Raw genomic sequence first — 21,439 nt, 5'->3', positions numbered from 1 at the left:
TTTGTGCCCTTTGTGCCCTTACGCGGGCGGTGCCGAAGGTTGCCGCGAACCGCGTTCCGACACGGCAAAAGCACCGAAAACGACGCTCGCACAGCGCGATAATGTAGGAAAGCGCAAAATGCGCCGCCGGGCCTATTCGACGAAGGCGGCGTCGACGGTCACGTTATCGGCATCCCATGCGGGCACCGCCCGCGCGTTCATCGGGACCATGAAGCGTTGCGGCTTCTTGCCTGCCTCAGCGGGCTTCTCGATCTCGAGAATGTCGCCGGCACCGAAATTATCGACCGCGACGACGGTGCCGATCGCGGCGCCGTCGGTCGAGACGCACGGCAGGCCGATGAGGTCATGATGGTAATATTCGCCCTCACCCAGCGGCGGCAGCGCCGAACGCGCGACCGTCAGCAACGTGCCACGCAGCGCTTCGGCGCCGCTGCGGTCGGTGACCTCGGCAAACATCGCGACCGCGCCCTGATTGGCAGGACGGATCGATTTCAGGGTCAGGATGCGCTCGCCCGCGCTGAAGGCGGAAAAGGCGCGGAGGGTCTCCGCGCCTTCGCCGAACAGTTTGAGCCGCACCTCGCCCCGCACCCCATGCGCGCCGGCAATGGCGGCGAGGGTGACGGGGCGGTTCGCGTCAGCCAAGATCAGGCCTTGGCTTCTTCTTCGCCGGCTTCTTCTGCGGGCGCTTCCTCAGCGACCGGAGCAGCCGGAGCTTCTTCGGCCGGTCCGCCTTCGGCGGCCTGTTCGGCCATCGCGGCGGCATCGTCGGCGGTCGCGTCGGCGGGGACATCTTCGGCCACCGCGTCGGCGACGGCTTCGGCGGTCGCTTCGCTCTTCACCGAACCGGTCGCGTCCGATTCAGCAGCCTCGGGAGCGGCGGCTTCTTCAGCGGCGGGCGCTTCTTCAGCAGCCGGAGCGGCTTCTTCGACGACTTCGGGCTCGGGAGCCGGAGCAGCAGCAGCGGCGGCGGCTGCTTCCTCGGCGTCAGCGATCTTCTGAGCCTTTTCCTCGGCGCGTTCCTTGGCCTTTTCGCCCGGGACCGCCTTGTTCGGATTGTTGCGCGCGGCGCGTTCCTGGACACCCGCGGCGTCGAGGAAGCGGGCGACGCGGTCGCTCGGCTGGGCGCCGACGCTCAGCCAATGCTTGGCGCGCTCGGCGTCAAGCTTGACGCGCTCGGGATTGTCCTTGGCGAGCAGCGGGTTGTAGCTGCCGATGCGCTCGATGAAGCGGCCGTCGCGCGGGGCGCGCGAATCGGCGACGACGATCTTGTAATAAGGGCGCTTCTTGGAGCCGCCGCGCGACAGGCGAATGGAGGTAGCCATGATGTAATTCCTTCTTTCTGATTCAAATTCGGTTGTCGGTTAAAATCACTTCTTCTTGTTCATGAGATTGGCGAGTTCGGGCGGGATCGCCCCGCCGCCGAGGCCGGGCAGGCCGCCGAGGCCACCGCCTCCGCCCCCCATGCCGCCACCGCCCATGCCCGGGATGCCGCCCTTGCCGAACAGCGCGCCGAGGCCTTTCAGCCCGCCCATCTTGCGGATCTTCTTCATCGCGGTCGCCATTTCCTGGTGCATCTTGAGCACCTTGTTGACCATCTGGACATTGGTGCCCGAGCCGTTGGCGATGCGGATCTTGCGCTTCGCGGTCAGGATTTCCGGCTTCGCGCGCTCCTTGGCGGTCATCGAGCCCATGATCGCGTCGAAGTGGATGAGCATCTTGTCGTCGGCGCCGCCCTGCGCCATCGCGACCTGCGCCTTCTTGATCCCCGGGATCATCCCGGCGAGCGCGCCGAGGCCGCCCATGCGGCGCATCTGATTGAGCTGGGTCCGCAGGTCGTTGAGGTCGAAGACGCCCTTGGCCATCTTCGCCGCCATCGCCTCGGCCTCTTCGGCCTGGATCGTTTCGGCGGCGCGCTCGACGAGGCTGACGACGTCGCCCATGCCGAGGATGCGGCCGGCGATGCGCGAGGGCTGGAAGAGTTCGAGCCCGTCGAGTTTCTCACCCGTACCCGCGAATTTGATCGGCTTGCCGGTGACCGCGCGCATCGAGAGCGCGGCACCGCCGCGCGCGTCGCCGTCCATACGGGTCAAGACGACGCCGGTAAGCGGCACCTGATCGGTGAAGCGCTGCGCGACCTGCACCGCATCCTGCCCGGTCAGGCTGTCGACGACGAGCAGGGTTTCAGCTGGATTGGCGGTGCGCGACACCGCCTGCATCTCGTCCATCAGCTGCTGATCGACATGGAGGCGGCCCGCCGTATCGAGCATCAGCACGTCGAAACCCTGAAGCTTCGCGGCCTGCAGCGCGCGTTGCGCGATCTCGACCGGCTGCTGACCCGCGACGATCGGCAGCGTTGCGACGTCGATCTGGGCGCCGAGGACGGCGAGCTGTTCCTGCGCGGCAGGGCGATTGACGTCGAGCGACGCCATCAGCACCTTCTTGCGCTCTTTTTCCTTGAGGCGCTTCGCGATCTTCGCGGTGGTCGTCGTCTTACCCGAACCCTGGAGGCCGACCATCATGATGACCGCGGGCGGCGTGACCGCAAGGTCGAGCTCGGCGGTTTCGGAGCCGAGCATTTCGGTCAGCGCGTCGCTGACGATCTTGACCACCTGCTGGCCCGGGGTGACCGAACGCAGGACATTGTGACCGATCGCGAGGTCGGTGACCTGGTCGACGAAGCTGCGCACGACGGGCAGCGCGACGTCGGCCTCGAGCAGGGCGATTCGCACTTCGCGCATCGCGGCGCGCACGTCGGCCTCGGTCAGCGCACCGCGACCGCGGAGCTTTCCGAAAACATCGCCAAGCCGGTTGCTCAGACTATCGAACACAGCCAAAATCCTTGCTACGACGCCCGCAACGCAAAACACGCCGGTGAGCGAAACCTCGCCAACCAGCGGTATCCGTGGACAGGTTTTCCGTCGCGGATGTCGTGTATGCCCCGCCGCAAAATGCGGTGGAACGGGGCGCCCTTACGGGAAAGGGCGGAGAAAGGCAAGCCAGCTCCTCCCTGTGGCGAAGCGATACCGAGGATTGGAATGACCCACACTTAACGCAAATTTCACCGCTTGGGGCGCAAAAGACCGGCTGTCTGTGGGGAAATGCGAATATGGCGACGGCCGCTGCGCCCAAACAACCCGACCGCGCCGACGGCGCGAAGCGCGATGTCGTCGCGGGCGGCATCGTCGTCGCCGCGATCATCCTGTTCGTCGGCACCGGCAGCAGCGTCATGCAATCGGTCGTTCGCGCGCTGTCGGGCATCGGCGGCGGCGCCGACCAGGTGCTCGCCGCGACCTTGATCCTCAACATCGCGCTGATCCTGTTCGGCTGGCGCCGCTACAACGACCTCCACCGCGAAATCCGCGAACGCACCGAGGCCGAACAGCGCGCCCGCTATCTGGCAGACACCGACCCGCTGACCAATTTCCTCAACCGCCGCGCGATGCTCGAACAGGGGCAGGCGCTGGTCGTCGAGGCCGCAGGCGAGCAGCGCCATGTGGCGCTGTTCCTGCTCGACCTCGACCATTTCAAGACGGTCAACGACATCCATGGCCACGCCGCGGGCGACCGCCTGTTGCAGGTCGCCGCCGAGCGCATCGCCAGCGTGCTGCCGCCGAGCGCGCTGATGGCGCGGCTGGGCGGTGACGAGTTCGTCGCGATGCTGATGTTCGATCCGGCGGGCAAGGCGCATATCGAGGCGCTGGCGGCGCAGCTCGTCACCGTGCTCGAAGAACCGGTGATCCACGATGCGCAGCAGATCCGCATCGGCGCGTCGATCGGGCTCGCGCTCGCGACCGAGGCGAGCGCGACGATGGACACGCTGGTCCGTCAGGCCGACATCGCCATGTATCATTGCAAGGACGAGGGACGGAACCGCTTCTGCTGGTTCGAGGCCGGCATGGAAATGGCGGTACAGGTCCGCAACCAGATCGAGACCGGCATCCGCAGCGGCATGCCGCGCGACGAATTCGTCCCCTTTTTCGAGCCGCAGGTCGACATCGCGACGGGCCGCCTGGTCGGATTCGAGATGCTGATGCGATGGGATTCACCCGAACATGGCATGATCGAGCCCGACCGGTTCATCCCAGTCGCCGAGGACAGCGGGCTGATCGGCGAGCTGTCGTTGCGCGTCGTGCGCCACGCGATGGAGATCGCCAAGGGGTGGGACCCGTCGATCACGCTGGCGGTCAATATCTCGCCGCAGCAATTGAAGGACCCCTGGTTCAGCCAGAAGCTGACCAAGCTGCTGGTCGAGACGGGATTCCCCGCGAGCCAGCTCGAGGTCGAGATCACCGAAAGTTCGCTGTTCGAGAATCTGCCGCTGGTGCGCTCGATCGTCACCAGCCTCAAGAACCAAGGCGTGTCGCTGAGCCTCGACGATTTCGGCACCGGCTACAGCTCGCTGTCGCACCTGCGCGCACTGCCGTTCGACCGGATCAAGATCGACCGCAGCTTCATCGCCGCGATGCAGGGCAGCCCCGATGCGCAGGCGATCGTCGTCGCGATCGTACGGCTGGGCGAAAGCCTCGCGATGCCGATCACCGCCGAGGGGGTCGAGGACGAGGCGACCGCGATCGAACTGACCCGGCTCGGCTGCGCCAAGGCGCAGGGCTGGCATTATGGCAAGCCGGTGTCGGCAGCGGAAACAGCGAAGCTGCTCGCCGACCGCGGCCTGCTGCGTTCGCCGCTGGTGCCCGAACAGGATGGCGCGAGCGAAGACGAGCGGCGGAAGTCGGCGTAACGCCTCCATCACTCCAATCGTCATTGCGAGGAGCCGACGGCGACGCGGCAATCCAGAGTTGCGCAAGGGCGCCGTGGACTGCTTCGCTCCGCTCGCGATGACGAGGCTTTGGAATAGTCCCGCCTCGCTAGACTTCACGCCCCTGCCGCCTTACATGCGCGGGATATGGCGGATCGCTTCACCAAGATGCACGGACTGGGCAACGACTTTGTCGTGATCGACGCGCGCGCGGCGCCCGTCGCGATGACCCCGGCGCGGGCGCATGCGATCGCCGACCGGCGGCATGGCATCGGGTGCGACCAGTTGATCCTGCTCGAACCGTCGACGCACGCCGATGTGAAGATGCGCATCTTCAACGCCGACGGCGGCGAGGTCGAGGCGTGCGGCAATGCGACGCGCTGTGTCGCGACGCTGATCGGCCAACCCGCGGTGATCGAGACCCTGGGCGGCATGCTGCGCGTGACGCCCGCCGACGGCGGCGCCGAGGTGGTGCTGGGCGAACCCGAATTCGACTGGGAGCATATCCCGCTGGCGATGCCGATGGACACGCGCGACATGCCGGTGGCGTGGGACGAGCTGGAGCATGGCGCGGCGGTCAATGTCGGCAACCCGCACATCGTCTTTTTCGTGCCCGAGGCCGATGCGGTGGGCCTGGGCGAGCTGGGGCCGCGGATCGAGACCGATCCGCTGTTCCCCGAACGCGTCAACGTCAATGTCGCGAGCCTCGACGGTCCCGACCGGCTGCAACTGCGCGTGTGGGAGCGCGGCGTCGGGCTGACGCAGGCGTGCGGCACCGGCGCCTGTGCGACCGCGGTCGCGGCGATCCGTGCCGGCAAGGTCCAGTCGCCGGTGACGGTGTCGCTGCCCGGCGGCGACCTGATCATCCGCTGGGGCCCCGGCGAGCCGATCGTGATGAGCGGCGCCGCGACGCGCGTGTTCGAGGGCGAGACCGACTGGGCGCAGTTCGGATGAGCGTTGCGGTTTTGGACGGCGGGCTTGACGTCGTCAATTTCGGGTGCCGGCTGAACATCGCCGAAGGCGAGGCGGTGCGCGCGGCGGCGACGGCGGCCGGTGCGCGCGATACGGTCATCTTCAACAGCTGCGCGGTGACCGACGAAGCGGTGCGGCAGGCGCGCCAGGCGGTGCGGCGCGCGCTGCGCGAGCGGCCCGAGGCGAATGTGGTGGTGACCGGTTGCGCGGCGGAGCTGGAAGGCGAACGCTTTGCGGCACTGGGTGCGCGGGTGGTGCGCAACGACGCCAAGGGGTTGACCGAGAGCTATGGCGCCGGGGCGCCGGTCGCGCGCAGCAAGAGCTATTCCCCTGCCCTGTCGGGTGCCGACCATGCCCGCGCCTTCCTCGGCGTGCAGACGGGTTGTTCGCACAGCTGCACCTTTTGCGCGACGGTGATCGCGCGCGGGGCGGCGCGATCGGCGAGCGTCGATGCCGTGGTCGAAAGCGCGCGCATGGCGCTGGAGCGCGGGCAACGCGAGATCGTGCTGACCGGGGTCGACCTGGCGAGCTATGGCGACGACAGCGGCACCACGCTCGCCGCGCTGATCGAGGCGTTGCTGGCGCTGCCGATCGAACGGCTGCGGCTGTCGTCGCTCGACCCGAACCGGATCGACGATGCGCTGTTCGCGCTGCTGGCCGGCGAAACGCGGGTTATGCCGCATGTCCACCTGTCGTTGCAGGCGGGCGACGATATGGTGCTGACGCGGATGAAGCGGCGGCATCGGCGCGCCGAGGTCGTCGACCTCGTCGCGCGGCTCAAGGCGGCGCGACCGGAGATTGCGATCGGCGCCGACCTGATCGCGGGCTTCCCGACCGAGGATGACGCGATGTTCGCGAACAGCCTGGCGCTGATCGACGAATGCGACATCGTCTTTGGCCATATCTTTCCCTATAGCGCGCGCGCCGGGACCCCCGCCGCGCGGATGCCGCAGGTTGGACGGACCGTGGCACGCGAACGGGCGGCGATACTGCGCGAAGCCAATGCGCGGCGGCGGCATGACTGGATGGACGGACTGACAGGAATGAGGACGAATATGCTGGTCGAACGCGACGGGCGGAGCGGCCATGGCGAGAATTTTGCGGGGCTGATGCTGGACGCTGACGCGGTGCCGGGGAGCATCGTGCCGGTGCGGATCGGCGCGCGCGACGGCGACCGGCTGGCCGCGGAGATTGCAGCATGAGCGGCGCGAGCTGGAGCGAACGGCTGTTCGGCGGGCTCAAACGCACGTCGGAGAAGCTGGGCGAGAATCTGGCGGGGCTGACCGGCAAGGCGCGGCTCGACGAGGACGATCTCGACCGCATAGAAGAGGCGCTGATCACCGCCGACCTGGGGCCCGCGATGGCGGGGCGGATCCGCGAGCGGCTGGCGGCGCGACGCGATGCGGTGGCGAGCGGGACCGAGGAGTTGCGCCGTATCGTCGCCGAGGAAATCGCCGCAGTGCTGCGCCCGGTCGCCGAACCGCTGGAGATCGACGCCTTTCCGCGCCCGCAGGTCATATTGGTGATCGGGGTCAACGGGTCGGGCAAGACCACCACCATCGCCAAGCTGGCGCATCTGTTCCAGGAACAGGATTATGGCGTGATGCTGGTCGCCGGCGACACCTTCCGCGCCGCCGCGATCGGCCAATTGAAGGTCTGGGCCGAACGCTTGGGCGTGCCGATCATGGCGGGTCCCGAGGGCGGCGACGCCGCGGGGATCGTGTTCGACGCGGTGAAGCAGGCGACCGCGACGGGTATCGACGTTTTGATCGTCGACACCGCCGGGCGATTACAGAACAAACGCGAGCTGATGGACGAACTCGAGAAGATCAAGCGCGTGCTCGGGCGGCTCAACCCCGCGGCGCCGCACGATGTCGTGCTGGTACTCGATGCGACGACGGGGCAGAATGCGCTGGCGCAGATCGATGTGTTCCGCGAGGTCGCGGGGGTCACCGGCCTCGTCATGACCAAGCTCGACGGCACCGCGCGCGGCGGCGTGCTCGTCGCCGCGGCCGAGCGCCACGGGCTTCCCATTCACGCGATCGGCATCGGCGAAACCATCGACGATCTTCGTCCGTTCGATGCCGACGAGATCGCGGGCATCATTGCAGGAAATATCAGATGAGCGACACGCTCGAGCAACTGCCGACCGGCCCCGAGGCCATTCCCGCGCCGCCGCCCGCCAAGCATGGCTGGCTCAATTTCGTGATCGACTTTGCCCCGCTGCTGATCTTCTTCGCGGTCTACAAGCTGAGTTCGGGCGGCACCGGCGCCTTTGCCGCGACCACGGCGGCGATCAAGGGCACCGTCGCCTTCATGATCGCGATCGTTGCCGCGATGATCATATCGAAGTGGAAGCTGGGCAAGATTTCGCCGATGCTGTGGCTGTCGAGCATCCTCGTCATCGGTTTCGGCGCGCTGACCGTCTATTTCCACGACGAAAGCTTCATCGTGATGAAGCCGACGATCATCTATGGCGCCTTCGCCGCGCTGCTGCTCGGCGGTTATTTCGCGGGCAAGCCGATGCTCAAATATCTGCTCCAGTCGGCGCTCGACGGGATCACGGAACGCGGCTGGATGCTGCTGTCGCGAAACTGGGGGCTGTTCTTCCTCGCCCTCGGCGTCGCCAATCACATCATGTATGTGCTGATCCAGCGGGGCCAGTTCAGCTTCGACACATGGCTGACGATCAAGGTGTGGGGGATCACCGCCCTCTCCTTCCTGTTCACGCTGACCCAGTTGCCGGTGATGATCAAGAACGGCCTCGCGCTGCCCGAGGAAGCGGCGACGGACAAGGGCTGACCAGCTAATCCTCCCTGTGGCGCAGCCATGGGGAGGTGGCAGCGGCGTAGCCGCTGACGGAGGGGCTATGGCGCAAGGTTGCCCGCCCCTCCCCCCCTCCCCCATCGCTTCGCGACAGGGAGGATCCTTTGCAGCAAGCTTGAGCCTTGCCCCCGTCGCTGGCATAGCCTTGCCCGGGCACCGGGTCGCGCCGCGCCTCATAACAAGCGAGGGGGACTTTCATGGACAAATTTTTCGGTAATCTGCACGCCGTGCTGGGTGCGGGGCTGGTGCTCGCGATCATCCTGATGCTCGGCCTCAACGGCCAGAATTTCGAGGACGGCATCGCTGCGGGCAATGCGATCATGCGCTGGCTGCACACCTTCTTCGGCGTGCTGTGGATCGGGCTGCTCTATTATTTCAACTTCGTCCAGATCCCGACAATGCCCAAGATTCCGGCCGAACTGAAGCCCGGCGTGTCGAAGCATATCGCGCCGGCCGCGCTTTTCTGGTTCCGCTGGGCGGCGGCGGCGACGGTGGTGCTGGGCCTCGCGATCGCGGGTCACGCCAAATATCTCGTTCCCGCGCTGACGCTGCAGGAGCCGTACAAGCTGATCGGCGTCGGCATGTGGCTCGGCCTGATCATGGCGTTCAACGTCTGGTTCCTGATCTGGCCGAACCAGAAGAAGGCGCTGGGCATCGTCGCGGCCGACGATGCGACCAAGGCGGCCTCGGCGAAGACCGCGATGATCTTTTCGCGGACCAACACCCTGCTGTCGATCCCGATGCTCTATGCGATGGTGAACGCCAACCTGGGCTGATCGAGACGACCTCCAGATCGCCGACGCGTCCCGAGGCAAGCCCGGGCCGCGTCGGCGAGTGGAATTACATCATCGGCGCAGGCGCGGCCGGTGCAGCCGGCGCGGCCTTCCGCGCTCTGCCGCCGGCGACTTCCGAAAGCTGATCGTCGTTCAGTTCGACGGGCTTCGGCTGCTTGGTCTTGGGATCGACTTTCTTGGTCATCTCAATGTTCCTCGTCAGAAAAGGATCGCGGGATGGCGAGCGTCGATTCGCTCGCCATGGACCCAGCTTAGGCCTTGCCTGCCGAAACATTGTGCGGACCGTCACAGCGGACCAAAAAGCAAACTCAGCCCTCGACCGCCGCCTTGTGCATGCGGCCGTTGAGCACATAATGCGCGACGCCGGCCTGCATGCCCGCGGCCTGTTCGTCGCCGATCTCGCGCACGCGGCGCGCGGGCGAACCCGCCCAGAGTTCGCGGCCGGGGATTTCCTTATTCTCGGTGAGCAAGGCGCCCGCGGCGAGCATCGCGTCGCTGCCGATGCGGCAGCCGTTCATCACCGTCGCTTTCAGCCCGACGAACGCCCGGTCTGCCAGCACGCAGCCATGGACCATCGCGAGATGGCCGATCAGCACATCCTCGCCGATGATCGTCGGATAGCCTTCGAGGCGGTGCGGCATCGGGCCGTCGCAATGAACGACGGTCCCGTCCTGGATGTTCGAGCGCGCGCCGACGACGATATGGCTGACATCGGCGCGCAGCACGCAATTATACCAGATGCTGACGTCGGGGCCGATCGTCACGTCGCCGATGATCCGGCAACCGGGCGCGATGAAGGCGCTGGGGTCGATCCGCGGCGTCTTGCCGTTGACTGTGATGATGCTGATGTCGGTTCGAGTCATTCGCTGCGGCCTCCGATGATATTCTTCCAGATCAGGATCGGCAGAGTCGAGGCATAATCATCCGTCCATCGCGCAAATCCCCCGCGTGCCTCGAGCGGTACCCAGACGCCGTTGTCGAACGCTTTTTCGCGCGGACGGATGCCCCCGGTCAACTGCACCATCCGCTGCGGCGTCGCGGTAAAGGCGACCCAGTTCGACCCCGTGAGCGCGCTCGTCGGATCGTCCTGCCCGGCGGTATCCATGCGAATCGCGGCGGTCCACCCGCGCGCCTTGGCTTCAGCCGCGAGCACGGGTTCCAGATCGAAGAACCGGTTCGAGATATGGATGAGCAGCACCCCGTCGGGCTGGAGCGCGCGGGCATAAATGCCGATCGCTTCCTCGGTCAGCAGATGGAGGGGGATCGCATCCGACGAGAAGGCGTCGATCACAAGGATATCGAACTGCGCCGGGGGCCGTTTTTCGATCTGCAGCCGCGCGTCACCGATGACGATCGGCGTGTCGCCCGCGCAGTTCGAAAGGAAGGTGAATTTCGACGGGTCGCGCGCGATGTCGACCATCACCGGGTCGATCTCGAAGATCGTCCATTGCTGGCCGGGCTTGCGATAGCAGGACAGCGTGCCCGCCCCCAGCCCGACGATGCCGACCGCGGCATCGGGGCCGGCAAGTTCGTTGGCCTTGTCGAGCGTCAGCCCGACCCCCGACTGATGGCCATAGTAAGTGGTGGGTTCGATCTCGCGTCCGGGCTCGGTTCGCTGAAGCCCGTGCAGCGTGGTGCCGTGCGCAAGGCGCCGCTGATGATTTTGCGGGTCGTCGGTGACCGTATAGACGCCGAAATAACTGCGCGTCCGCATGCCATGCTCGCCCTTTTCGAGCGTATCGACCCCGCCGACCCCCAGCATCAGCAGCGCGAGCGCGGTGACATAGGCCCAGCGCCAGCCGATGACGAGCAGGCCGATGAGCAGGATCAGCCCCGCCCAAAGGCCATTGCTGCCCTGGAAGGTGCCATCCCAGCCCTGCGCCAGATTCCAGCAGGCGAAGGCGGCGACGAGCAGCATGACGATGACGAAGGGCAAAGGCCTCCGGACCTTCAGCCATTCGTTCCACGGCAGGAAGGCGGGCAGCGGCAGCAAGGCGGCCGCCGCGAGCACCAGCAAGGGATGTTCATAGACCCAGTCGAACAGCAACGGCGCAAACAGCGCCGCAAAGAGGCCGCCGACCACGCCGCCCGCCGACATGACGAGATAGAAGAGCGTCAGATGCTGCGGCGCGGGACGCAGATGGTGGAGATAGTCGTGGAGCGCGGTGGCGACGACGAACAGCATGACGAGGCTCATCAGCGCGACGAGCATCGACCCGCCGCCGGTGCTGAGCAGCGCCTGTCCGCCCGCGATCAGCAGCACCGCGGGCGCGAGCACGCGGAAGGTCTGCTTGAGGGCGTCGGCGTTGGAAAAGGCGACCACGAAGCTGAGCAGATAGAGGCCGAGCGGCAGCACCCACAGCAAGGGCATGGCGACGATGTCGGTGGTGAGGTGCGTCGTCGTCGACAGCATCAACCCCGACGGTACGGCGGCGATGAGCAGCCAGTGGAGCTGGCGCCGCAGCGTCGGGCGCGGTTCGTCGGCGACGGGCGCGGTATCCGCGGCCGCGACCGCATGGCTGCGCCAGCGCGCCGCCCCAGCGGCAGCGACGAGCCCGACAAGCAGTGCATAGCCGGCGGTCCAGCCCCAGCTTTGCGCTGCGAGCGGCAGATTGGGTTCGACCAGCGCGGGGTAGGAGATCAGCCCCGCGAAGCTGCCGAGGTTCGAGGCGGCGTAGAGATAATAGGGATCGCCCGCACGGGTGTCCGCGGCGAACCACCGCTGGATCAGCGGCGCCTGCGCCGAGACCGCGAAAAACACCGGGCCGATCGAGGCGAGCAGCAACAACGGCACCCACAGCGCCTCTTGCCCCGGCGCCGGCGGCGCGATGGCGGCGATGCCGATCGGCAGCCACAGCGCGGCGAGCAGCAGCAGCGCGACATGGATCATCGCCTGGCGCCGCACCTGGAAGCGACCGAGCCAATGCGCATAGGCATAGCCGCCGAGCAGCAGCGCCTGATAGACCAGCATCGCGCTGTTCCACACCGCCGGGGCGCCGCCCAATTTGGGCAGCACCATGCGCGCGACCATCGGCTGGACCTGGAAGAGAAGGAAGCTGCCGACCAGGATGGTCAGCACGAAAAGCCAGCGCCGCGGTGTTGCCGTCATTATCGGGTCGGTCCCTTGTTCAAACGGAAAGGCTCAGTCGGAAAGGCCCAGGCAGAGCGGATCATGCGCCAAGCAGTCTCGCGGCGTGGAGCGCATGATAGGTGAGCACGCCCGAGGCGCCGGCGCGGCGAAAGGCGAGCAGGGTTTCGAGGACGAGCGCGTCGCGGTCGCCCGCGCCGGCCGCCGCCGCGGCCTCGATCATCGCATATTCGCCCGACACCTGATAGGCGAAGACGGGCACTTCGAAGCGCTGTTTCACCGCGCGGACGATATCGAGATAGGGCAGGCCGGGCTTGACCATGACGCTGTCGGCGCCCTCGGCCAAGTCCATTTCAACCTCGCGCAGCGCCTCTTCGGCGTTGGCGGGGTCCATCTGATAGCCCTTTTTGTCGCCCTTGAGCAGCCCGCGCGAACCGACCGCGTCGCGGAACGGCCCATAGAAGGCCGAGGCATATTTGGCGGCGTAGCTCATGATCTGGACATGGCCGAAACCCTCGCCCTCGAGGGCGGCGCGGATCGCGCCGATGCGGCCGTCCATCATGTCGCTGGGGGCGATGATGTCGGCACCGGCGCGCGCCTGGTTCAGTGCCTGGCCGACGAGCACCTCGACCGTCTCGTCGTTAAGGACGCGGCCGTCATCGTCGACCAGCCCGTCCTGCCCATGGCTGGTGTAAGGATCGAGCGCGACGTCGGTGAGCACGCCGATGGCGTCGCCATGCGCCGCCTTGATCGCGCGCACCGCGCGGCACATGAGATTGTCGGGATTGAGCGCCTCGGCGCCATCCTCGCTGCGCCGGTCGGCCTCGGTATAGGGAAAGAGCGCGAGGCACGGGATGCCCGCGGCGATCGCCTCGCCCGCGCGTTCGACGATCAGGTCGACCGACCAGCGCGACACGCCGGGCAGGCTGGCGATCGGTTCCTCGACGTCCTCGCCGGCGCAAACGAACAGCGGCCAGATGAGGTTGGCGGGGGTGAGGTGATTTTCGCGCACCATGGCGCGGCTCCATGCGGTGCGGCGGGTCCGGCGCAGGCGGAGGTCGGGAAAGGTGGCGCGAGTCATGGCGCGTGCATAGCGGGGTGATGGCACAGGGCCAATGGATATTGGCTATTAAGGCCCCTCCCCTTCGGGGGGAGCGGTAAGCTGGTCAGATGCCGCCGCCGACGCGTTTCGATGCAACGTCGGACAGGCTCCCGAGCTTCGGCGCTTCGGCCTGCTTCGCTGCCACCGGGGTCAGCGCGGCGCCCGGAGTCACGGCGGTGAGTTGGCGGATACGGGCGCGGAAGTCGGCGAGCGCCTTGCCCTCGAGCTGCGCGCGGGTGACGAAGCTGGCGGTCGCGGGGTTCACCGCGACGCCGTTGCGATAGACTTCGAAATGGAGGTGCGGGCCGGTCGAGAGGCCGGTCGAACCGATATAGCCGATCACCTGGCCGCGGTTGACGCGCTGGCCGGGGCGAACCGCGATGCGGCTCATATGGCCATAGCCGGTACCGACGCCGCCGCCATGGCTGAGCTTGACGAAATTGCCGAAGCCGCCATGGCGTCCGGCGATCGAGACGACCCCGTCGCTGACCGCATAGATGGGGGCGCCATAGCCGCCGCCGAAATCGACACCGCTGTGCATACGCTTGTAACCGAGGATCGGGTGGCGGCGCATGCCGAAGCCCGAGGTCTGGCGGCCGTTGGTCGGGCGGACCATGCCGCCGCGCGTCTCGCCGGCGCCCGATGCCTCGAACCATTGCACCCGGCCGTCGACATTCCATTCGATCATCGACAGCTTCTGCTTTCCGCCGCGCACGAGTCCGGCATAGAGCAATTTGCCGACTTCGCTCTCGCCGGTTTCGGCGCGGCGATAGTCGACGATGATGTCATATTCGTCGCCGGCACGGACATCGCTGGCGACCGAAATCTGTTTGCCGATGACACGGAGATAGGCCTGGATCGCCTCGGGCGGGGCGCCGGCGGCGCGCGCCGAGCGATAGAGGCTGTCACCGACGCGGCCGCGGATGCGCAGCGGCGTCGCGTCGACCGCGATCGGAATGCGGCGCATGACGAGGCGGCCATCGACGCGCTCCATCTCGATACGCAGGTCGAAGCGTGCACGCATCGCGAGCGCGTCGACCGGGCGCGGCATGGTGCGCGCGGCGCGGCGGCCGAGGATCAGGTCGATGCGCGTGCCCGGTGCGATGTCGGCGAGCGGCACCGCGCCCGACACCTGGCTCGCGAGCGCCTGCGCATCGGCGCTGCCAACGCCCGAGCGTTCGAGCAGGCGCGCGAAGCTGTCGCCGCTGCCCAGCGTGGCGGTGAGTTCGATTTGCGGCCGTTCGGGGGTCTGGGTGAGCGGGCGGACGGCGTCGGTCGCCGCCATGTGCCGCCCGGTGTCGCCGCCGAGCGCGAGCGGTACGATCATCTGCGCCCGGGCTTCGTTGAAATCGGCGGCGGCGAGCGCCGGGGCGCCGCCGGCCTGCAGCGGCTGGATGCCGGGAAAGGTCGAAATGGCGGCGGCGCACAGCGCGGTCAGCGTCGCGAGCCCGCGCCACCATGTCCGCGACCCGATATCGTCGCCGAGGTCGGGCGCGAGGTCGAGATTGGCGAGCCGGTCGCGCCAGCCTTCATGCCATTTGAGGTCGGGGGCGGGGTCGACGACGCCGTTGCGTCCGAAGGATATCGCCTGCGTCATCGACAGCGCGGCGGCATTGCCGGTCATGCCCGCGATGGGTTCGTGACGCTGGAACAAGACTGCAACCCCCACTCGGATCGCCGCTCCCGCCTCCCGCGCGAACGCCGCCGATGTTGTTTCCGACTGCTCGTCTGTAAAGAAAGGTCGTTAAAGTCAATTTAATGGGCCGGGGCACGAAAGCGCTTGCGGCGAGCCGTGGCCGAGGTGGGATATGACGTGAAACAAAAGAAAATGACCTTTCACGGCGCCATCCGTCGATCCGCTGTTGCACCGCAACGCGGGCCATGCCAGCTTGGCCATTAAGAAAATGTCGTCTCCCGCATCCAGCCCGGTCAAGGCCGTCCTTGGCCCCACCAACACCGGCAAAACCCATTTGGCGGTCGAGCGCCTGACCGCCCGTTCGAGCGGCATGATCGGCTTTCCGCTTCGCCTGCTGGCGCGCGAGGTTTACGATCGCGTCGTCCACATCAAGGGGCCGACGCAGGTCGCGCTGGTCACCGGCGAAGAGCGGATCATGCCGCCCGACGCGCGCTACCTGCTCGGCACGATGGAAGCGCTGCCCATCGAGCGCGACGTCGCCTTCGTCGGGATCGACGAGGCGCAACTTGGCGCCGACCCCGAACGCGGCCACGTCTTCACCGACCGGATGCTCCGCGCCCGCGGCCGCGAGGAGACGATGATCCTGGGGTCGGCGAGCATCCATGGCCTCGTCCGCGACCTGGTGCCCGAGGCCGAGATCATCACCCGGCCGCGTTTTTCGACCTTGAGCTATGCCGGGACGTGCAAGCTGTCGCGGCTGCCCAAACGCTCGGCGGTCGTCGCCTTCTCGGCCGAGGAGGTTTATGCGATCGCCGAAATGCTGCGCCGTTTTTCGGGCGGCGCCGCAGTGGTGATGGGGGCGCTGTCCCCGCGCACCCGCAACGCGCAGGTCGAAATGTTCCAGGCCGGCGAAGTCGATTACCTCGTCGCGACCGACGCGATCGGCATGGGGCTGAACCTCGACGTCCAGCATGTCGCCTTTGCGAGCCTGCAGAAATTCGACGGGCGGCGGCTGCGGCGGCTGACGGTGTCGGAAATGGCGCAGATCGCCGGACGCGCCGGGCGGCACCAGCAGGACGGGACATTCGGGACCGTCGGCCTGCCGCAGGGCGGCTTCACCCCCGAGGAGATCCACGCGATCGAGGGGCATCATTTCCCGCCGCTGCAGAGCGTCTACTGGCGCGAGCCCAACCCGGGCTATGCGACGCTCGACCAGTTGCTCGCCGACCTCGCGCAGCCGCCGTCGCACCCCCGCCTGCGCGCGGCGCCCGAGGCGGTCGACCTGGCGGTGCTCAAGCATCTGGCGGGAGACATGGAGGTCCGTGCGCGCGGCGGCGACTTCGATGCGGTGGCGCGATTGTGGGACGCCTGCGGCCTGCCCGATTTCGAACAATTGGGCGCCGAGCATCATAGCCGCACCGTGTTCAAGCTGTGGCAGTGGCGGACGAGCGGCGACGGGATGATCGACCCCGACTGGTTCGCGAAGAAGCTGGCACGGCTCGACATCGTCGAGGGCGACATCGATCAACTCGCGAGCCGGATCGCGGCGGTGCGCACGCTCTGTTTCATCGCCCAGCGCGGCGACTGGATCGCCGATGCGGCGGGCTGGACCGCGCAGACGCAAGTGCTCGAGACGCGGCTGTCCGACGCGCTGCACGCCGCCCTAGCGCAGCGTTTCGTCGACCGGCGGCTCGCGCTGCTGATCCGCGATGCAGGGCAGCGCCACGCCGCGCTGCCGGTCGCGGTCGGCGCCGACGGCACCGTTGCGGTCGACGGCGAGGCGATCGGGACACTGAAAGGGTTTCAGTTCAAGGTCGATGCGCAGGCGCGTGCGAGCGACCATCGGCTGCTGCTCGCGGCGGCCGAGAAACATCTGCGCGCCGAGATGGCGCGGCGGGCGACCGCGCTCGCCGAGAGCGAGGAGGCGGCGCTGGCGCTGGTCAGCGTGGCGGGCGAGACGCCGCGAATCGCCTGGCACGGCGATGTCGTCGCGACGCTCGCCAAGGGGCCGACTTTGGTCCAGCCGGCGATCCTGATCGAACCGGCGTTGCGCCGGCTCGAAGTGCCGCAGGTGCAGGCGATCGTCGAGCGGTTGCAGCGCTTCGTCGCGGCGCAGCTCGCACGCCACGCCGGCCCGCTCGCCGCGATGGGCGAAGCCGCCGGCGACCTGTTCACCCCGCCGCGCGTGCGCGCACTGCTCGCCGCGCTTGTCGATGGCGGCGGCTTTGTTGCGCGCACGGGCGTCGACGAGCAACTCGCCGCGATGAGCACCGAGGAACGCCCGTTGCTGCGCAAGATCGGGCTGACGATCGGCTCGCTCGATCTGTTCCACCCCTTGCTGCTGAAACCCGAGGCGGTGCGCTGGCGCGCCGCCTTGCTCGCCGCGCAGCAGGGTGGGCGTCTGCCCGTGCTGCCGCCGCATGGCGCGGTGTGGCAGAAGGACGGCCCCGTCGTCGGACTCGGCATCGCGGGGTTCCGCCGCTGCGGCGAAGGCTGGCTGCGGATCGACATGGCCGAGCGGCTGGCGCGCCAGGCGCACGCCGCGCGGTTGCAGGCCGATGCCAAGCCGCCGGCACCGATCGCCGGTGGCGACGAGCATGACGAGAATCATGGCGGACACGAGGTCGCGGCGGCCCCGCCGCCCGCCGGCTTCGCGATCGACCCGGCGCTGGCGACCTCGCTGGGACTCGACACCGGCGCGCGGCGCGGGCTGCTCCAGGCGTTCGGCTTTCGCAGCGTCGGCGAGCCCGAACTCGACCGCTGGCGCTGGTCGGGACATCGCGGCCGCGACAAGAAGCCGCGCCGCAAGCAAGGCCGGCGCCCGCACCCGGCGCGGCCCGACGCGGCGGCGAAGACCGGCCAGCCCGTCGTGGCGCCCGCCAAGCCGCGCAAGGACAAGCGGCACAAGACGGGCAAACCGGGCGGCGCGCCGCCGCCCCCGCCGCCACGGCCGGATCGCCCCGACCGCCCGGCACGACGCGGACCGTCACCGCACAGCCCCTTCGCGGGCCTCGCCGCGATGCTGGCGGATGCGCGGAAGGATTGAATGACCCACCCGAGCGCCACGGGGAGCATCCGGCTCGACAAGCTGCTCTGGTATCTGCGCCTGGCGCGTTCACGCAGTCTGGCACAAGCGATCGTCGCGGCGGGACACATAAGGCTCGACGGGCGGCGCGTGACGCGCGCCTCGTGCCCGGTCCACGCGGGGCAGGTCCTGGTGCTGCCGGTCGGCGAGCGGATCGAGGTGGTCCGCCTGCTCGCCCTCCCCGACCGCCGCGGCCCCGCATCCGAGGCGCAAGCCTGCTATGTGCGGCTGGGCAGCGACACGTCGGCCATCGGCAACTAATCTATCGACGCGACCAGAAAAGCTGTGCCGTCAAACGGCGGCGGCGCGCCTATCGAGTGAGAGTGATTCGCAACTACCCGAAAGCGTTGACGCGTCGCCGCCGCGCGGCATAGGAGGCGGGGAATCGCAACAAACAGGCGGCGCGATGCCGCCGACCGAGGGAGCCAACCCATGACCTATGTCGTCACCGACGCCTGCATCCGGTGCAAATATATGGACTGCGTCGAGGTGTGCCCCGTCGACTGCTTCTACGAAGGCGAGAATATGCTCGTCATCAACCCGAACGAGTGCATCGACTGCGGCGTGTGCGAACCCGAATGTCCCGCCGAAGCGATCCTGCCCGACACCGAGAGCGGGCTGGAAAAATGGCTGGAAATCAACACCAAGTTCAGCGCCGAATGGCCGAACATCACGGTCAAGAAGGACAGCCCCGCCGACGCCGACGAGTATAAGGGCGTCGAAGGCAAGTTCGAGAAGCTCTTCTCCGCCGAACCCGGCGAAGGCGACTGATTGCGATCCGGGGCGGCACGATGTCCGCCCCTTTTGCCCCCTTGAAACCGTCCTGCTTGGCGCCGATGTAAGGCAGCGGAGGGGCCAGCCCGTCGATTCCTGACGCGGCATCCCGAATAACGAAGGACGAATTTTCCATGATCGACCCGCTCGCCGCCCTGGTTCCCGTCGTCGTCGAGCAGACGAGCCGCGGCGAACGCAGCTTCGACATTTTCTCGCGCCTGCTGCGCGAACGGATCATCTTCGTCACCGGCGAGGTCGAGGATCAGATGGCCTCGCTGATCACCGCCCAGCTGTTGTTCCTCGAATCGGAAAATCCGAAGAAGGACATCTATATGTACATCAACTCGCCGGGCGGTGTGGTCACGGCGGGCATGGCGATTCACGACACGATGCAATATATCCGGCCGCGCGTCGGCACGGTGTGCGTCGGTCAGGCCGCATCGATGGGCAGCTTTCTGCTCGCCGCGGGCGAACCCGGCATGCGCGTCGCGCTGACCAACGCCCGCGTCATGATCCACCAGCCTTCGGGCGGGGCGCGCGGCATGGCGTCGGACATCGAGATCCAGGCCCGCGAGATCCTGCGCATCCGCAAGCGGATGAACGACCTGTATGTGAAGTACACCGGCAAGTCTTTGAAAGACATTGAAAAGGCGATGGACCGCGACACGTTCCTCGAGGCCGAAGAGGCCAAGGAATTCGGCCTCGTCGACCAGGTGTTCGACCGCCGTCCCGGCGCCCCGGGCGACGACGCGCCCAAGGAAGTGAGCGAAGGGCCGACGCCCTGAAATGACACAGGCGAACGGGCGGCAAGGACGTGGTAACCGCGTTTCTTGACGCCCCGTTCGCCGCCAGTCGCTAGCCGGGACATTGTGCCAATGTCACCCAATTGCCATATTGTAATTGGGTTGGCGGGGGCTAGGATGATCGGCGGCGCCTCCAGCGGGGGCGGCGCCAGCATGGGTTTTGCGGCGTTTCGCACGACCCCAAAAGGAATTTTATGACCAAGCTCTCTGGCTCCGACAGCAAGAGCACCCTCTATTGCTCCTTCTGCGGCAAATCGCAGCATGAAGTGCGCAAGCTGATCGCCGGGCCGACCGTCTTCATCTGCGACGAATGCGTCGAGCTGTGCAACGACATCATCCGCGAGGAGATCAAGGGCGGTGTCGCCGCGCGCAAGGACGGCGCGGTGCCGACCCCGCTCGAAATCTGTCAGCATCTCGACAATTATGTCATCGGCCAGAACACCGCCAAGCGCGTGCTGTCGGTCGCGGTGCACAATCACTACAAGCGCCTCGCCAATTCGGGCCGCGGCGACGAGGTCGAACTGGCGAAGTCGAACATCCTGCTCGTCGGCCCGACCGGCAGCGGCAAGACCCTGCTCGCACAGACGCTCGCGCGCTTCCTCGACGTGCCCTTCACCATGGCCGACGCGACGACGCTGACCGAAGCCGGCTACGTCGGCGAGGATGTCGAGAATATCATTCTCAAGCTGCTCCAGTCGTCCGATTATAATGTCGAAAAGGCGCAGCGCGGCATCGTCTATATCGACGAGATCGACAAGATCAGCCGCAAGGCCGAGAATCCCTCGATCACCCGCGACGTGTCGGGCGAAGGCGTGCAGCAGGCGCTGCTCAAGCTGATGGAAGGCACGACCGCGTCGGTGCCGCCGCAGGGCGGACGCAAGCATCCGCAGCAGGAATTCCTGCAGGTCGACACGACGAACATCTTGTTCATCGCGGGCGGCGCGTTCAGCGGGCTTGAAAAGATCATCGGCGACCGCCTGCAGGGCAAGTCGATCGGTTTCGGCGCGCATGTCGCCGGCCCCGACGAGCGCCGCATGGGCGAAGTGCTGAAGAATATCGAACCCGAGGATCTGCTGAAATTCGGCCTGATCCCCGAATTCGTCGGCCGCCTGCCCGTCATCGCGACGCTCGAGGATCTCGACATCGACGCGCTGGTCAAGATTCTGGGCGAGCCCAAGAATGCGCTGGTGAAGCAGTATCGCAAGCTGTTCGACCTCGAAGAGGTCGTGCTGACCTTCACCGACGACGCGCTGGTCGCGGTCGCCAAAAAGGCGATCGAACGCAAGACCGGCGCGCGCGGGCTGCGCTCGATCGTCGAGGCGATCCTGCTCGACACGATGTTCGACCTGCCCGACCTGACCGACGTGGTCGAGATCGTCGTCGACAAGGATGTCGTCGAGGGCCGCAAGGACCCGGTTCGCGTCTATGCCGACAAGGCGAAAGAGGCCGGCGACGCCGCCTGAGTCGCGGCGCGCGCCGGATCGGCGCGCGCCGACGATGTTGCATTGCAGCAACAGTCACCCGGAAAAACGCACTGCGGCTTGTGGATAAGTCGGAGGGCGCGACGCAAATTCGCGCTTTTTCGTTGCCACGCCCCGCGGCC

Annotated in this window: 18 protein-coding genes and 1 pseudogene; 11 read left to right on the top strand and 8 right to left on the bottom strand. The window is 67.2% G+C overall.

Annotated features, from left to right (window positions below; genetic code table 11):
- Window positions 1–132 precede the first annotated feature (132 nt).
- From rimM to ffh, 3 genes and pseudogenes are all read right to left on the bottom strand, one after another.
- The gene (rimM, locus tag AC07U1_RS08085) at window positions 133–642 is read right to left on the bottom strand and encodes a ribosome maturation factor RimM (protein ID WP_056345471.1); all 510 of its coding nucleotides are present in this window, start codon (window positions 640–642) and stop codon (window positions 133–135) included.
- 212 nt (window positions 643–854) lie between these two features.
- Window positions 855–1,322, bottom strand: a pseudogene (rpsP, locus tag AC07U1_RS08080) (30S ribosomal protein S16); the annotation flags it as partial.
- A gap of 45 nt (window positions 1,323–1,367) precedes the next feature.
- Complete coding sequence (ffh, locus tag AC07U1_RS08075; protein WP_495176883.1) at window positions 1,368–2,828, bottom strand: signal recognition particle protein; 1,461 nt, start codon at window positions 2,826–2,828, stop codon at window positions 1,368–1,370.
- 278 nt (window positions 2,829–3,106) lie between these two features.
- Between ffh and AC07U1_RS08070 the strand changes: the two genes are divergently transcribed.
- From AC07U1_RS08070 to AC07U1_RS08045, 6 genes are all read left to right on the top strand, one after another.
- Entirely contained in the window at window positions 3,107–4,738 is a 1,632-nt protein-coding gene (locus tag AC07U1_RS08070) for a putative bifunctional diguanylate cyclase/phosphodiesterase (RefSeq protein WP_056345462.1), read from the top strand.
- Window positions 4,739–4,903: 165 nt separating this feature from the next.
- A complete protein-coding gene (gene dapF, locus AC07U1_RS08065; RefSeq protein ID WP_495176884.1) occupies window positions 4,904–5,710 on the top strand; it encodes a diaminopimelate epimerase in 807 nt (268 codons plus the stop codon).
- A complete protein-coding gene (locus AC07U1_RS08060) occupies window positions 5,707–6,930 on the top strand; it encodes a MiaB/RimO family radical SAM methylthiotransferase (RefSeq protein WP_495176885.1) in 1,224 nt (407 codons plus the stop codon). The genes dapF and AC07U1_RS08060 overlap by 4 nt, the downstream gene beginning before the upstream one ends.
- Window positions 6,927–7,853: a signal recognition particle-docking protein FtsY gene (ftsY, locus tag AC07U1_RS08055; RefSeq protein WP_495176886.1), complete on the top strand. Its 927-nt coding sequence runs from the start codon at window positions 6,927–6,929 to the stop codon at window positions 7,851–7,853. Before AC07U1_RS08060 ends, ftsY begins: the two co-directional genes overlap by 4 nt.
- A complete protein-coding gene (locus AC07U1_RS08050) occupies window positions 7,850–8,530 on the top strand; it encodes an inner membrane-spanning protein YciB (protein ID WP_495176887.1) in 681 nt (226 codons plus the stop codon). Before ftsY ends, AC07U1_RS08050 begins: the two co-directional genes overlap by 4 nt.
- 221 nt (window positions 8,531–8,751) lie before the next feature.
- Window positions 8,752–9,330 (top strand): urate hydroxylase PuuD, encoded by a 579-nt coding sequence (locus tag AC07U1_RS08045; protein WP_495176888.1) that lies wholly within the window; start codon window positions 8,752–8,754, stop codon window positions 9,328–9,330.
- A gap of 64 nt (window positions 9,331–9,394) precedes the next feature.
- On the opposite strand, the gene AC07U1_RS08040 is transcribed toward AC07U1_RS08045, so the two are convergent.
- From AC07U1_RS08040 to AC07U1_RS08020, 5 genes are all read right to left on the bottom strand, one after another.
- Entirely contained in the window at window positions 9,395–9,532 is a 138-nt protein-coding gene (locus AC07U1_RS08040; RefSeq protein WP_156377606.1) for a hypothetical protein, read from the bottom strand.
- A 124-nt stretch (window positions 9,533–9,656) separates the two neighbouring features.
- A complete protein-coding gene (locus tag AC07U1_RS08035) occupies window positions 9,657–10,211 on the bottom strand; it encodes a gamma carbonic anhydrase family protein (RefSeq protein WP_495176889.1) in 555 nt (184 codons plus the stop codon).
- The gene (locus tag AC07U1_RS08030; RefSeq protein WP_495176890.1) at window positions 10,208–12,457 is read right to left on the bottom strand and encodes a spermidine synthase; all 2,250 of its coding nucleotides are present in this window, start codon (window positions 12,455–12,457) and stop codon (window positions 10,208–10,210) included. Before AC07U1_RS08030 ends, AC07U1_RS08035 begins: the two co-directional genes overlap by 4 nt.
- Before the next feature lie 61 nt (window positions 12,458–12,518).
- The gene (hemB, locus tag AC07U1_RS08025; RefSeq protein WP_495176891.1) at window positions 12,519–13,517 is read right to left on the bottom strand and encodes a porphobilinogen synthase; all 999 of its coding nucleotides are present in this window, start codon (window positions 13,515–13,517) and stop codon (window positions 12,519–12,521) included.
- An 85-nt stretch (window positions 13,518–13,602) separates the two neighbouring features.
- Window positions 13,603–15,162, bottom strand: coding sequence for a M23 family metallopeptidase (locus tag AC07U1_RS08020; protein ID WP_187142204.1), 1,560 nt, complete (start codon window positions 15,160–15,162; stop codon window positions 13,603–13,605).
- 280 nt (window positions 15,163–15,442) lie between these two features.
- Here AC07U1_RS08020 and AC07U1_RS08015 point away from each other — a divergent pair, with 280 nt between their 5' ends.
- From AC07U1_RS08015 to clpX, 5 genes are all read left to right on the top strand, one after another.
- Complete coding sequence (locus tag AC07U1_RS08015) at window positions 15,443–18,220, top strand: helicase-related protein (RefSeq protein WP_495176892.1); 2,778 nt, start codon at window positions 15,443–15,445, stop codon at window positions 18,218–18,220.
- Entirely contained in the window at window positions 18,221–18,520 is a 300-nt protein-coding gene (locus tag AC07U1_RS08010) for an RNA-binding S4 domain-containing protein (RefSeq protein WP_056345436.1), read from the top strand.
- 171 nt (window positions 18,521–18,691) lie between these two features.
- Complete coding sequence (gene fdxA, locus AC07U1_RS08005; RefSeq protein ID WP_056345433.1) at window positions 18,692–19,030, top strand: ferredoxin FdxA; 339 nt, start codon at window positions 18,692–18,694, stop codon at window positions 19,028–19,030.
- A gap of 137 nt (window positions 19,031–19,167) precedes the next feature.
- A complete protein-coding gene (clpP, locus tag AC07U1_RS08000) occupies window positions 19,168–19,818 on the top strand; it encodes an ATP-dependent Clp endopeptidase proteolytic subunit ClpP (RefSeq protein ID WP_056345431.1) in 651 nt (216 codons plus the stop codon).
- 212 nt (window positions 19,819–20,030) lie between these two features.
- Window positions 20,031–21,299: an ATP-dependent Clp protease ATP-binding subunit ClpX gene (gene clpX / locus AC07U1_RS07995; protein WP_056345428.1), complete on the top strand. Its 1,269-nt coding sequence runs from the start codon at window positions 20,031–20,033 to the stop codon at window positions 21,297–21,299.
- The last annotated feature ends 140 nt before the right edge of the window (window positions 21,300–21,439 follow it).

Source organism: Sphingopyxis sp. GW821-FHT02C12 (assembly GCF_059421785.1).
This window is presented reverse-complemented; position numbering and strand designations above follow the sequence as displayed.

What these genes read in the sequence shown, in the direction of transcription:
- AC07U1_RS08070 (WP_056345462.1), top strand. Translation starts at nt 3,107, where the DNA reads ATGGCGACGGCCGCTGCGCCCAAACAACCCGACCGCGCCGACGGCGCG.
- dapF (WP_495176884.1), top strand. Translation starts at nt 4,904, where the DNA reads ATGGCGGATCGCTTCACCAAGATGCACGGACTGGGCAACGACTTTGTC.
- AC07U1_RS08060 (WP_495176885.1), top strand. Translation starts at nt 5,707, where the DNA reads ATGAGCGTTGCGGTTTTGGACGGCGGGCTTGACGTCGTCAATTTCGGG.
- ftsY (WP_495176886.1), top strand. Translation starts at nt 6,927, where the DNA reads ATGAGCGGCGCGAGCTGGAGCGAACGGCTGTTCGGCGGGCTCAAACGC.
- AC07U1_RS08050 (WP_495176887.1), top strand. Translation starts at nt 7,850, where the DNA reads ATGAGCGACACGCTCGAGCAACTGCCGACCGGCCCCGAGGCCATTCCC.
- AC07U1_RS08045 (WP_495176888.1), top strand. Translation starts at nt 8,752, where the DNA reads ATGGACAAATTTTTCGGTAATCTGCACGCCGTGCTGGGTGCGGGGCTG.
- AC07U1_RS08040 (WP_156377606.1), bottom strand. Translation starts at nt 9,532, where the DNA reads ATGACCAAGAAAGTCGATCCCAAGACCAAGCAGCCGAAGCCCGTCGAA.
- AC07U1_RS08035 (WP_495176889.1), bottom strand. Translation starts at nt 10,211, where the DNA reads ATGACTCGAACCGACATCAGCATCATCACAGTCAACGGCAAGACGCCG.
- AC07U1_RS08030 (WP_495176890.1), bottom strand. Translation starts at nt 12,457, where the DNA reads ATGACGGCAACACCGCGGCGCTGGCTTTTCGTGCTGACCATCCTGGTC.
- hemB (WP_495176891.1), bottom strand. Translation starts at nt 13,517, where the DNA reads ATGACTCGCGCCACCTTTCCCGACCTCCGCCTGCGCCGGACCCGCCGC.
- AC07U1_RS08020 (WP_187142204.1), bottom strand. Translation starts at nt 15,162, where the DNA reads ATGACCGGCAATGCCGCCGCGCTGTCGATGACGCAGGCGATATCCTTC.
- AC07U1_RS08015 (WP_495176892.1), top strand. Translation starts at nt 15,443, where the DNA reads ATGTCGTCTCCCGCATCCAGCCCGGTCAAGGCCGTCCTTGGCCCCACC.
- AC07U1_RS08010 (WP_056345436.1), top strand. Translation starts at nt 18,221, where the DNA reads ATGACCCACCCGAGCGCCACGGGGAGCATCCGGCTCGACAAGCTGCTC.
- fdxA (WP_056345433.1), top strand. Translation starts at nt 18,692, where the DNA reads ATGACCTATGTCGTCACCGACGCCTGCATCCGGTGCAAATATATGGAC.
- clpP (WP_056345431.1), top strand. Translation starts at nt 19,168, where the DNA reads ATGATCGACCCGCTCGCCGCCCTGGTTCCCGTCGTCGTCGAGCAGACG.
- clpX (WP_056345428.1), top strand. Translation starts at nt 20,031, where the DNA reads ATGACCAAGCTCTCTGGCTCCGACAGCAAGAGCACCCTCTATTGCTCC.